Here is a 12,110-nt window from a genome sequence, read left to right on the forward strand (position 1 = left end):
CCCCGATATCCGGGGCTGTCCGACCCCCACCCCGGCTCCCCCTTGCAGGGGGAGGAGCCGGTCGGTGTTGGCGAAACGGCGGTGGCCCATGTCTGAAAAACCCAACTTCGCCCACTGGGCCACCCTCGCCCAGAAGGAACTCCGCGATACGCCGCTGTCGTCGCTCGACCGCGACTATGGTGGCATCCCGGTGCGGCCGGTCTATTTCGGCGATGCGCCGGAGATCCCGGGCGTCGAGCCGTTTACCCGCGGCGTTCGGGCGACGATGTATGCCAACCGGCCATGGACGATCCGGCAATATGCCGGCTTCTCCACGGCGCGGGAAAGCAATGCGTTCTATCGGCAGGCGTTGGAGAAGGGGCAGAAGGGGCTGTCGGTTGCCTTCGATCTGGCCACCCATCGTGGCTATGACAGCGATCATCCGCGTGTCGTCGGCGATGTCGGCAAGGCTGGGGTGGCCATCGACAGCGTCGAGGACATGAAGATCCTGTTCGATGCCATTCCGCTCGATCAGATGAGCGTGTCGATGACCATGAATGGCGCGGTGATCCCGGTGCTGGCCATGTTCATTGTGGCGGCCGAGGAACAGGGCGTGCCGCAGGCCAAGCTCGACGGGACCATCCAGAACGACATCCTCAAGGAGTTCATGGTCCGCAATACCTATATCTATCCGCCCGAGCCTTCGATGCGGATCGTTGGCGACATCATCGCGCATACGGCGCGGCATATGCCGAAATTCAACTCGATCTCGATCTCGGGCTATCACATGCATGAAGCCGGGGCGACGGCCGTGCAGGAGCTGGCCTATACGCTCGCCGATGGCATGGACTATGTCCGCGCGGCGCAGGCCAAGGGGCTCGATATCGATGCCTTTGCCGGACGGCTGAGCTTCTTTTTCGGCATCGGCATGAACTTCTTCCTCGAGGTCTCCAAGCTGCGCGCGGCGCGGCAATTGTGGAGCGAGATCATGACCGGGCTGGGGGCCAAGGACCCGCGCTCCAAGATGCTGCGTACCCATTGCCAGACCTCGGGCGTCTCGCTGACCGAACAGGATCCGCATAACAATATCGTCCGCACCACCATTGAAGCTCTGGCGGCGACGCTGGGCGGCACGCAGAGCCTGCACACCAATTCGTTCGATGAGGCCATCGCGCTGCCGACCGAATTTTCGAGCCGGATTGCGCGCAACACCCAGCTGATCCTGCAGCATGAAAGCCGAATTACCGATGTGGTCGACCCGCTGGGCGGCTCCTATTATGTCGAGGCGCTGACGGCGCAACTGGTCGAGGGGGCCAGGGCGCTGATCGGCGAGGCCGAGGCCCAGGGCGGCATGACCAAGGCGGTGCAGGCCGGCGGGCCAAAGCTCGCCATCGAAACCGCCGCCGCGCAACGCCAGGCCCGGGTGGATCGTGGTGAGGATGTCATTGTCGGCGTCAATCGCTACCGGCTCGATAGCGAAGCCGGCATCGAGGTGCGCGAGATCGACAATGCCAAGGTGCGCGACGAACAGATCGCCCGGCTCAATGAAATCCGGCGCAACCGTGACGAGGCCCGCTGCCAGTCCATGCTCGCGGCGATCCGCGAATACGCGGCCAAGGACGAGGGCAATCTGCTGGAGGCAGCGATCGAAGCGGCACGGGCCCGCGCCACGCTTGGCGAAATCAGCGCAGCGATGGAAGACGTCTTCGGACGGCATGCGGCCGTTACCCGCGTCATCTCGGGCGTCTATGCCGGCGGCTATGCCGGCGATCCCGAATATGCCGCTATTGCTGGTCGGATAGCGGAATTCAAGGTGGCGCGTGGGCGCTCCCCGTCGATCTTCATCGCCAAGATGGGCCAGGATGGCCATGATCGCGGCGCCAAGGTGATTGCCTCGGCCTTTGCCGACCTGGGGTTCGATGTGCATCTGGGATCGCTGTTCGAAACCGCCCACGAAGTTGCGGCGCATGTGGACGAATTGCAGGTTGATGCCGTTGGCGTCTCCTCCCTCGCGGCGGGACACAAGACGCTGGTGCCCGAACTGATCGGCGCGCTCCGCGATCGCGATCTAGGGGACGTCATCGTGGTGGTGGGCGGGGTCATTCCGGAGCCCGATTATGAGTTTCTCTACGACAAGGGCGTCGCGGAGATCTTCGGGCCCGGCACCAATGTGCTGTCAGCTGCCTTCTCGGTACTGAGCCAGATCGAAGGAAGGTTGAGCAATCGATGATCGGTCGTCTCAATCATATCGCCATCGCCGTCCCCGATCTCGCGGCGGCATCGGCAAAATATCGCGACCTGCTCGGCGCCAAGGTCGGAGCGCCCCAGGCGCTGCCCGGGCATGGTGTCACCGCCGTGTTTGTCGACACCGGCAATACCAAGGTGGAATTGCTCGAGCCCCTGGGCGAACTGTCCCCGATCGCTGCGTTTCTCATCAAGAACCCTTCGGGTGGCATGCATCACATCTGCTTTGAGGTGGCCGATCTCGCGGAGGCTGCTGCAAAACTTGTGGAAGGCGGCGCGCGCATTTTGGGCGATGGCACGCCCCGGATCGGGGCGCATGGACTGCCGGTGCTGTTTCTGCACCCCAAGGATTTCGATGGAACGCTGATCGAACTGGAACAGCTGCAGAGCCCCTAAACGCCGGGCCTACTGTCATAAAACCGTCATCTAGCCTTCACACGAACGTCAACCGCCCCCACTAGACGAAACCGGCGATCGGGCTCGCACATAGCGTGTGAACCGATAAACGCGTATACTAGGTTTCGGATTGCTGTCGGTTTGGTTTCGTCTGATTTCGTCTTGACCCAGAAAATCATATCTGACTAGCTGTCATAAACCTGATCGAGCCCATTCCAAGAGGTCTGGCAGGTACGCGGATTTCTTGTTGTGGGAAGTCCGATTCAAAGGGAGACATCAATGCTACGCATCACCGCCGCGGCAGGGCTTGCAGCCTTGGCCGTCACGCTGACTAGTTCGGTTGCCATGGCGCAGACCGAAATCGCCTGGTGGCACGCCATGGGCGCCGAATTGGGCGAAAAGCTCGAATCGATTGCTCAGGGCTTCAATGAGAGCCAGTCCGACTACAAGATCGTGCCGGTCTTCAAGGGGACCTATCCCGAGACGCTGACTGCCGCCATTGCCGCATTCCGCGCCAACGAACAGCCTGCCATCGTGCAGGTCTTCGAAGTGGGCACCGGCACCATGATGGCTGCCAAGGGCGCCGTCTATCCTGTCTACCAGCTGATGGCAGACCAGGGCGAGCCGTGGGATGTCTCGGGCTTCCTGACCCCCGTCACCGGCTATTACTCCGACACCGATGGCAACATCCTGTCGATGCCGTTCAATTCCTCGACCCCGATCATGTACTACAACAAGGACGTGTTCGAAAAAGCCGGTCTTGACCCGGAAGTGGCCCCCAAGACCTGGGCCGAAGTCGAGCAGTTCTCGCAGAAGATCGTTGATTCCGGCGCAGCCAAATGCGGTTTCACCACCGCCTGGGTGTCCTGGATCCAGACCGAGAACCTCTCGGCCATCCATGACCAGCCGTTCGGCACGCTCGAAAACGGCTTTGGCGGCCTGGGCACCGAGTTCACCTTCAATGGCGACGTTCAGGTCAAGCACTGGGACAACCTCAAGAAGTGGGCGGATTCCGGTCTGTTCCAGTATGGCGGCCCCGTTGGCGGCTCGGATGCTCCACCGAAGTTCTATGCGCAGGAATGCGCGATGTTCATGAACTCTTCGGCTGGCCGTGCCGGCGTTATCCTGAACTCCAAGGACTTCACGCCGGGCTTTGCTCCGCTGCCCTATTATGACGACGTGACCACCGATCCGAAGAACTCGATCATTGGTGGCGCGACGCTGTGGACCCTCAATGGCCGCAGCCCGGAAGAATATGCTGGCGTTGCCAAGTTCTTCACCTATCTCAGCCAGCCTGAAATTCAGGCCGACTGGCACCAGTTCAGCGGCTATCTGCCGATCACCAATGCTGCCTATGACCTGGGCAAGGAACAGGGCTATTACGCCGCCAATCCAGGTTCTGACATTGCGATCAACCAGATCACCCGTGGCACGCCCACAGCGAATTCCAAGGGCATCCGTTTCGGCAACCTGACCCAGGTCCGCGACGTGGTCGACAGCGAATTCGAAGCTCTGCTGTCTGGCCAGAAGAACGCCCAGGAAGCCCTGGATGCTGCCGTCGAACGCGGCAACCAGATCCTGCGCGATTTCGAAGCTGCCAACAGCTAAGGCTCGTCAATGGGGACCCGGGTTCGCCCGGGTCCCTCACCTTCAACCCTGCGAAACTTCTCCCTAGCCCTCCCGTATCCCGGGAGGCATGAGCCGACACTGGTGCCCTGCACCGGATTGCGGGCGTTGACCCTCCCTTTGGGAGGGCTTGGGAGCAGGTTCGAGCGAGGCGGCTCGATGCAAACCAAGCGAACTATCTTTCCAAACAAACTGCTGCCCTATCTGCTGCTGACGCCGCAACTGGCCATTACCATCATCTTCTTCCTGTGGCCGGCCGGCCAGGCCCTCAAGTCATCCTTCGAGCGTGAGGACCCATTCGGGTTCAAGACCACCTTTGTATGGTTCCATAATTACGCCCGCCTGTTTTCCGATCCCGAATATCTCAACTCCGTGTGGCGGACCGCGATCTTTGCGGTGTCGGTGACGGCAATCTCGATGAGCGTGTCGCTGCTCCTGGCGGTGGCGGTCAACCGGCTGCTGCGCTCGGGCAAGTTCTACACGACACTGCTGGTCTGGCCGTATGCCGTGGCTCCGGTGGTTGCGGGTATCCTGTGGTGGTTCATGTTCAATCCCACCATCGGCATCCTGCCCTATCTGCTCGACCAGTTCGGCATCAACTGGAACCATCGCATCAATGGCTCCCAGGCGATGATCCTGGTGGTGATCGCGGCCGCCTGGAAGCAGATTTCCTACAATTTCCTGTTCTTCGTCGCCGGGCTGCAATCGGTGCCCCAATCGCTGACCGAGGCGGCGGCCATCGATGGCGCCGGTCCGTTCAAACGGTTCTGGACCATTGTCTTCCCGCTGCTGTCGCCGACGACGTTCTTCCTGATGATCGTCAACATCAACTACGCCATGTTCGACACCTTCGGCACCATCGACGCCACCACGCAGGGTGGCCCTGCCGGGGCGACCAATACGCTGGTCTACAAGGTTTATGCGGATGGCTTCCTGGGGCTCAATATCGGCTCTTCGTCGGCCCAGTCCGTCATGTTGATGCTGATCGTCATTGCCCTGACCGTGATCCAGTTCCGCTGGGTCGAGCGGCGCGTACAGTACTAGGAGCGCTCAATCATGGTTGAAAACCGGCCTTTCCTGACGTTCCTGACCCATATGGTGCTGATCGTCGGCGTCGTCGTGGTGGTATTCCCGGTCTATCTGGCCTTCATCGCCTCGACCCATGGTTCGGGGGATTTTCTGAGCGGCGTGCCACCGCTGCTGCCCGGCCCGCATCTGATTGACAATTATTACAAGATGCTGACCACCGGCCTGTCCTCGGCCGGGGCACCGCCGGTGTGGATGATGATGATGAACTCGCTGGTGATGGCCCTGACCATCGCCGTGGGCAAGATCGCCATTTCGATCATCTCGGCCTATGCCATCGTCTACTTCAAGTTCCCTTTCCGGCTGCTGGCATTCTGGGCGATTTTCCTGACCCTGATGCTGCCGGTGGAAGTGCGCATTATCCCCACCTTCAAGGTGGTGGCGGATCTGGGCATGCTCAATTCCTATGCGGGCCTCGCCATTCCCCTGATCGCCTCGGCGACCGCGACCTTCCTGTTCCGCCAGTTCTTCCTGACGGTGCCGGATGAATTGATGGAAGCCGCCCGTGTCGACGGTGCGGGGCCGATCAAGTTCTTCCGCGATATCCTGTTGCCGCTCAGCCGGACCAATATCGCCGCGCTGTTCGTCATCCTCTTCATCTATGGCTGGGTGCAGTATCTGTGGCCGCTGCTGGTGACCACCGATCCGAAATATTACACCATCGTCATGGGCATCAAACGGCTTGCCGCCGTGGCCGACAGCGACCCGCTGTGGAATCTGGTCATGGCTGCCGTGATCCTGGCCATGCTGCCCCCCGTCCTCGTCGTCATCTTCATGCAGCGCCTATTCGTCAAAGGCCTCGTGGAAACGGAGAAATAAGATAAAATGGCAACTCTGGACCTCAAGGGCGTCAAGAAAACCTATCCAGGCGGTGTCGCCGCCGTGCATGGCGTGGACCTGGAAATCGCCGATGGTGAATTGGTGGTACTGGTCGGCCCGTCGGGCTGTGGCAAGTCAACGCTGCTGCGGATGATCGCCGGCCTGGAATCCATCACCGAGGGCACGATCTCGATCGCCGGTGATGTGGTCAACCGCAAGGAACCGGCGGAGCGCGACATCGCCATGGTGTTCCAGAACTATGCGCTGTATCCGCATATGAGCGTGCGCGGCAATCTGGAATATGGCCTCAAGAATCGTGGCACACCCCGCGAAGACATCGACCAGCGCGTGGCGGAAGCGGCGCGGATCCTGGAGATTACGCCCTTCCTTGATCGCAAGCCGCGCCAATTGTCGGGTGGCCAGCGCCAGCGCGTCGCCATGGGGCGGGCCATTGTGCGCAAGCCCAAGGCGTTCCTGTTCGACGAACCGCTATCCAACCTCGACGCCAAGCTGCGCGGTCAAATGCGCATTGAAATCAGGCGCTTGCAGCGCACGCTGGGCACGACCAGCGTCTATGTGACCCACGACCAGCTCGAAGCCATGACCCTGGCCGACCGGCTGGTGGTGATGAATGCGGGACGCATCGAGCAGGTTGGCAAGCCGATCGAGCTTTACGATCGGCCAGCTTCGCTGTTTGTTGCTGGTTTTATCGGCTCGCCGCCGATGAATCTGTTCGAGATCGACAAGTTGCGGTCACTGCCCGGCGCCGAGGCGCTGCAGACCCTGCCAGCGGGCACCGGCATTGTCGGGGTGCGCCCCGATACGGTCGCCCTAAGCCAGGCAAACGGCCCCAGCATCAAGCTGACCGGCACGATTGAGCTGATCGAGCCTGTGGGTGGCGAGAGCCATCTCTATGTGCGCTGCGAGGGGATCAATCAGATCGTGACCATCGTCGCACAGGGCCGTACCGGGCTGACAGAAACCAGCATGCTGGACTTCTGGCTGCCGCAAGCTGGTTTCCATCCCTTCAACATTGAAACCGGCAAGCGGCTCGCCTGAGCCCCTGCTAGAAGCTTTCGTTTTGATCGTCCAAAGAGCAAAGCGAAGGCAGAGGCAATACGATGGCGGGATTGAGCGAACGACATCGACGGATCCTGGAACTGGCCCAGCGCCAGGACCGGGTGACCGTTGACGACCTGTCGAGCCATTTCGGCGTCTCGGTGCAGACCATCCGCAAGGATCTCAATGAACTGTGCGACCAGCGGTTGCTGAAGCGCGTGCATGGGGGCGCGGAACTGCCCTCGGGGATCGAGAACCTGCAATATGAACAGCGCCGCCAGATTGCGGCAGTGGAAAAGGACGCAATCGGTCATGCCGCGGCGGCACTGATCCCCAATGACGCGTCGCTGTTCATCAATATCGGCACCACCACCGAGGCCGTCAGCCAGGCGCTGCTGGATCATTCCGGGCTGCTGGTGGTGACCAACAATATCAATGTCGCCAACCGGATGCGGGTCTATCCGCAATTCGAAGTGATCATTGCGGGCGGCGTGGTGCGCGCTTCGGACGGCGGCATTGTCGGCGAGGCGGCGGCGGCGTTCTTCTCCCAGTTCAAGGTGGACTATGCCGTTATCGGCGCTTCGGCGCTGGACCAGGATGGTGCCCTGCTCGATTACGATTATCGTGAGGTGAAGGTGGCGCAGGCCATCATCGCCAATGCACGACATGTGATCCTGGTCGCCGATGCCGGCAAGTTCGCCCGCTCGGCGCCGGTGCGCATCGCCCGCCTCGATCAGATCGGCACCTTCGTCACCGATCGCAGCCCGTCAGCGGCGTTTACCGCGCTCTGCGCTGCGGCAGGGGTAAAGCTGGTGGAAGCCGGCAGCGACCCAGCCCCATAGGAACGGGTGGCCGGCGTTTTCTGCGCGTTTACCACGTGACCAGCTTAAATTCCGCTTAAGCCAATAATAAACCGGCGGCGCCTAGATTTCGACCAGTTCGGGCCGTGGGGGCCCATGGCCGGAACGCGACACGGTGACCAACAAGACCTCAGCTTCCCAGGACAGTCCGCTCAACTGGCTCCGGCCGACATTGCTGCCGGCCATCCTCGCGCTTGGCGTGATCGTGGCGGCGGGCTTGTATATCGATCAGCAGAGCGGGGTCTTGACCGAGCAGCGGATGCGCAGCAGCGCGATGGACAAGCTATCGCTGATCCGCGCCAAGCTCGAAGGCAATATCAACGGCAATATCCAGCTGGTCCGCGGGCTGGTCTCCACCATTTCCACCGAGCCCGACATGGACCAGGAGCGTTTTTCAGCGCTGGTTTCCAACCTGTTCGAGGAGCGGACGCAGTTGCGATCGGTGGCTGCAGCACCCGACCTGGTGGTTTCTGCCACCTATCCGATTGCCGGCAATGAAAAGGCCATCGGCCTGGATTACCGGCTCAACGACAATCAACGGGACGCGGCATTGCGGGCGCGCGACACCGGCCGGCTGGTGCTGGCAGGTCCGGTCGACCTGGTTCAGGGCGGGCGCGGTTTTGTCGGCCGCTTCCCGGTGTTCGTCGATCAGGGATCGCGCCGCTTCTGGGGCGTGGTATCGGCGGTGATCGACGTTGAGCGGCTTTATGCCGATAGCGGCCTGCTCGACCCGGATTTGCCGATCGAGATCAGCATAACCGGCAAGGACGCGACCGGGGGCGGCGGCACCCGGTTCTATGGCCCCGACCTCAGCAACAGCAACCCGGTCTGGGCCAATGTGGTCCTGCCATCGGGGTCGTGGGAAATTGCCGCAATTCCCAAGGACGGCTGGGACAGTATGCAGAACAGCATCTGGTGGCAACGCCTGGCCATGCTGGCGGCGGGCGCGCTGATCCTGTTTCCCATCATCATCACCAGCCGCCTGGTGGCGGAGCGCCAGCAGCATTTCCGCGACCTCAAGCAGCGCGAGGCCGAGCTGGCGCGCCTGTCCCGCCGGCTGGGCCTGGCGCTGGACACATCCAAGGTCGGTGTCTGGGAAATGGATATCGTCAGCCGGGAGCTGGTGTGGGACGACCGCATGAACGAGCTCTATGGCCTGCCGTCAGATGGCGGCGAGCGGGGCTATCTCGACTGGACAACAGCGCTGCACCCCGAAGACCTCGCCAAGGCGGAAGAGGATTTCGCCCGGGGCCTGCGCACTGGCCGCTATTACTCGGAATTCCGCGCCGTGCAAAAGGATGGCACGGTGCGCAGCATTCGCGCCATCGGGGCGGTCTACGCCGATGCGGGCGCCTCGGCCAAGATCGTCGGCGTCAACTGGGACGTGACCGCCGACGTGGCGCTGAACGAGGCGCTGAAGCGGGCAAAGCTGCAGACAGAAGCGCGCAATAGCGAACTTGAGATCGCGCGCGTGCGCATCGAGCACAATGCCCTGCATGACAGTCTGACCGGCCTGCCGAACCGACGTTATCTCGATGATGTCCTCAGGCGCCATGCGATATCGGGCTATCTGGCAAGTGGCAGCGTGGCGCTGCTGCATATGGATCTCGACCGGTTCAAGCAGATCAATGACACGCTCGGCCATGCAGCGGGCGATGCCATGCTGATCCACGCGGCAACGGTGCTGCGGGCCAATTGCGGGCCGGACGAATTTGTGGCGCGCATTGGCGGCGACGAATTCGTCGTGGTGCTCTCGGCTGCGGATGGCGATGCGGCGCTGGCAAGCATGGCGGAGCGCATCGTGCGGCAGATGCACCGGCCGGTGCTCTATGAGGGGCATGAGTGCCGGTTCGGTGTCAGCATCGGCATCGCCGTGGAGGAAGGCGCGGATATCGACGTCAAGCGCCTGCTGATCAACGCCGATATCGCGCTCTACCGGGCCAAGGCGCGCGGACGCAACCGCTTCGAGTTCTTCAGCGAGGCGCTGCAGGCCGAAGTGGTCAATACCAAGCGCGTCGCCGACGAGATTCTCAACGGGCTGGAGCGCAATGAGTTCGTGGCGCATTACCAGCCCCAGTTCGACGCCCATACGCTGGATCTGGTGGGGGTCGAAGCGCTGGTCCGCTGGAACCACCCGACGCGCGGCATCCTGGCACCCGACGCGTTTCTGGCGATCGCAGAAGAACTCAACGTGGTGGCGACGATCGACCGGCTGATGCTCAACCAGGCTCTGGCCGATCTGCGCGTCTGGGACGAGGCGGGGATCGAGGTGCCGCGGGTCTCGGTCAATGTATCGCTGCGGCGCCTGCATGACGAGGACCTGATCGCAGGCCTGCAACTATTGGGCATCACCCCGGGGCGGATTGCGTTCGAACTGGTGGAATCGATCTATCTCGATGACGGCGACGCCATCGTCGGCTGGAATATCGACCAGATCAAGGATCTGGGAATCGATGTGGAGATCGACGATTTCGGCACCGGCTATGCCTCGATCGTGTCGCTGCTCAAGCTCAATCCCAAGCGGCTCAAGATCGACCGGCAGTTCATCGCCCCGATCATCAGCGAACTCGGGCAGCGGCGGCTATTGTCCTCGATCATCGATATCGGCAAGTCCATGGGCATCGAAGTGGTGGCCGAGGGAGTCGAAACCATGGAGCATGCGCGGGTGCTGCGCGATCTGGGTTGCGACATCGTGCAAGGCTATGCCTTTGCCCGACCGATGGGCGCCGAGGCCCTCACCAACTTCATCGCCGAACAGAAGTGGCGGCACGCATCGCAAGCCTGACCCATTTGTGCTAATGGCTTGATCGGACAGCTTTATCCGATGGAGGGGGATGGCATGGACAAGCGTTTCGGCCTGGGGATCGTGGGCGCGGGCATGGGGGCCAAGCCGCATGCACTGGCGCTGCAGGCCCTGCGGGACAGCGTCGAGGTGCGCGGTGCCTATCGCCGCGACAGCGCCAAACGCGATGCATTCTGTGCCGAATATGGCTTCCCGGCCGCCGAGAGCTATGCGGCAATGCTGGCCGATCCGGAAATCGAGGCGATCCTCGTGGTCACCCCGCCCAACGCGCGCGCCGATATCGTTGCGGCGGCGGCGCAGGCCGGCAAGCACGTGCTGATGGAAAAGCCGGTGGAGCGCAGCACCGCAGCGGCAGAGCGGATTGTCGCACATGCCGAGGCGGCGGGGATCACCCTGGGCGTGGTGTTCCAGCACCGGTTCCGGGCTGCCTCGATGGCGCTGGGCGAGCGGATTGCCTCGGGGGCCTTCGGCAAGCTGCAGGTGGTGCATCTGGTGGTGCCGTGGTGGCGGCCGCAGCTGGGCTATTACGACCAGCCCGGACGCGGCACCCTGGCCCAGGACGGCGGTGGCGTGCTGATCACCCAGGCGATCCATTCGCTGGACCTGATGCTGAGCCTTGCCGGCCCGGTGGCGGACGTGACGGCGCTGGCCGCGACCACGGGCCTGCACCAGATGGAGACGGAAGACTTCGTTTCGGCGGGACTGTCATTTGCCAATGGCGCGGTGGGCGGGCTGATGGCGACGACGGCCAATTATCCCGGCGGCCCCGAGAGCCTGACGCTCAATTTCGACCGGGCCAGCGCCACGCTGGCGGCGGGGACGCTGACCGTGCGCTGGATGGATGGGCGGACCGAGGAAGTGGGCGAGCCCAGCCAGGGCGGCGGCGGAGCCGATCCGATGGCGTTCCCATTTGACTGGCACAAGGCACAGATCGCCGATTTCGCGGCGGCCGTTCGGGAAGGGCGCCAGCCGGCCTCGACGGGGGCAAGTGCGCTGCGCGTACATCGGTTGATCGACGCGATCATGGCTTCGGCGCGGTCGGGGACGCGGGTATCGGTGGCTGCTGAACGCGGATGAACGGCGTTTGAACCGACCCTGCGGGTGCAGACGGTCAAGGAAGGAGAGTCCCGCCGGCGCGGGAATGCCTCCCGGGGGGGGGTGAGCCGTTTGGTGGACCCTGGTCCCGTGGGCGGTGAAGGGCCCTCACCCGATCCCGGAGGGTCGACCTCTCCCCGGCG

The 12,110-nt window shown here is 62.6% G+C and carries 9 protein-coding genes; all 9 read left to right on the forward strand.

The window, feature by feature from the left end:
- Positions 1-88: 88 nt before the first annotated feature.
- The 9 genes from scpA (at position 89) to BUA69_RS11820 (ending at position 11,949) form a co-directional block, all read left to right on the forward strand.
- Positions 89-2,209, forward strand: a complete 2,121-nt coding sequence (scpA, locus tag BUA69_RS11780; RefSeq protein WP_046133384.1) for a methylmalonyl-CoA mutase — start codon at positions 89-91, stop codon at positions 2,207-2,209.
- The gene (mce, locus tag BUA69_RS11785) at positions 2,206-2,619 is read left to right on the forward strand and encodes a methylmalonyl-CoA epimerase (RefSeq protein WP_046133385.1); all 414 of its coding nucleotides are present in this window, start codon (positions 2,206-2,208) and stop codon (positions 2,617-2,619) included. Before scpA ends, mce begins: the two co-directional genes overlap by 4 nt.
- 279 nt (positions 2,620-2,898) lie before the next feature.
- Positions 2,899-4,227, forward strand: a complete 1,329-nt coding sequence (ugpB, locus tag BUA69_RS11790) for a sn-glycerol-3-phosphate ABC transporter substrate-binding protein UgpB (RefSeq protein WP_046133386.1) — start codon at positions 2,899-2,901, stop codon at positions 4,225-4,227.
- 177 nt (positions 4,228-4,404) lie between these two features.
- Positions 4,405-5,289 (forward strand): sn-glycerol-3-phosphate ABC transporter permease UgpA, encoded by an 885-nt coding sequence (gene ugpA / locus BUA69_RS11795; protein WP_046133387.1) that lies wholly within the window; start codon positions 4,405-4,407, stop codon positions 5,287-5,289.
- A 12-nt stretch (positions 5,290-5,301) separates the two neighbouring features.
- Complete coding sequence (gene ugpE / locus BUA69_RS11800; RefSeq protein WP_046133388.1) at positions 5,302-6,150, forward strand: sn-glycerol-3-phosphate ABC transporter permease UgpE; 849 nt, start codon at positions 5,302-5,304, stop codon at positions 6,148-6,150.
- A 6-nt stretch (positions 6,151-6,156) separates the two neighbouring features.
- A complete protein-coding gene (locus BUA69_RS11805; protein WP_046133389.1) occupies positions 6,157-7,209 on the forward strand; it encodes a sn-glycerol-3-phosphate import ATP-binding protein UgpC in 1,053 nt (350 codons plus the stop codon).
- A 62-nt stretch (positions 7,210-7,271) separates the two neighbouring features.
- A complete protein-coding gene (locus tag BUA69_RS11810; protein ID WP_046133390.1) occupies positions 7,272-8,051 on the forward strand; it encodes a DeoR/GlpR family DNA-binding transcription regulator in 780 nt (259 codons plus the stop codon).
- A gap of 133 nt (positions 8,052-8,184) precedes the next feature.
- Complete coding sequence (locus BUA69_RS11815) at positions 8,185-10,854, forward strand: bifunctional diguanylate cyclase/phosphodiesterase (protein ID WP_244468667.1); 2,670 nt, start codon at positions 8,185-8,187, stop codon at positions 10,852-10,854.
- A 54-nt stretch (positions 10,855-10,908) separates the two neighbouring features.
- On the forward strand, positions 10,909-11,949 hold the full coding sequence (locus BUA69_RS11820; RefSeq protein ID WP_046133391.1) for a Gfo/Idh/MocA family protein: 1,041 nt from the start codon (positions 10,909-10,911) through the stop codon (positions 11,947-11,949).
- Positions 11,950-12,110 lie beyond the last annotated feature (161 nt).

This window comes from Devosia limi DSM 17137, assembly GCF_900128975.1.
Lineage (GTDB): Bacteria > Pseudomonadota > Alphaproteobacteria > Rhizobiales > Devosiaceae > Devosia > Devosia limi.

Excerpts from the sequence above, each read along its gene's own strand:
- scpA (WP_046133384.1), top strand. The coding sequence starts at position 89 with ATGTCTGAAAAACCCAACTTCGCCCACTGGGCCACCCTCGCCCAGAAG.
- mce (WP_046133385.1), top strand. The coding sequence starts at position 2,206 with ATGATCGGTCGTCTCAATCATATCGCCATCGCCGTCCCCGATCTCGCG.
- ugpB (WP_046133386.1), top strand. The coding sequence starts at position 2,899 with ATGCTACGCATCACCGCCGCGGCAGGGCTTGCAGCCTTGGCCGTCACG.
- ugpA (WP_046133387.1), top strand. The coding sequence starts at position 4,405 with ATGCAAACCAAGCGAACTATCTTTCCAAACAAACTGCTGCCCTATCTG.
- ugpE (WP_046133388.1), top strand. The coding sequence starts at position 5,302 with ATGGTTGAAAACCGGCCTTTCCTGACGTTCCTGACCCATATGGTGCTG.
- BUA69_RS11805 (WP_046133389.1), top strand. The coding sequence starts at position 6,157 with ATGGCAACTCTGGACCTCAAGGGCGTCAAGAAAACCTATCCAGGCGGT.
- BUA69_RS11810 (WP_046133390.1), top strand. The coding sequence starts at position 7,272 with ATGGCGGGATTGAGCGAACGACATCGACGGATCCTGGAACTGGCCCAG.
- BUA69_RS11820 (WP_046133391.1), top strand. The coding sequence starts at position 10,909 with ATGGACAAGCGTTTCGGCCTGGGGATCGTGGGCGCGGGCATGGGGGCC.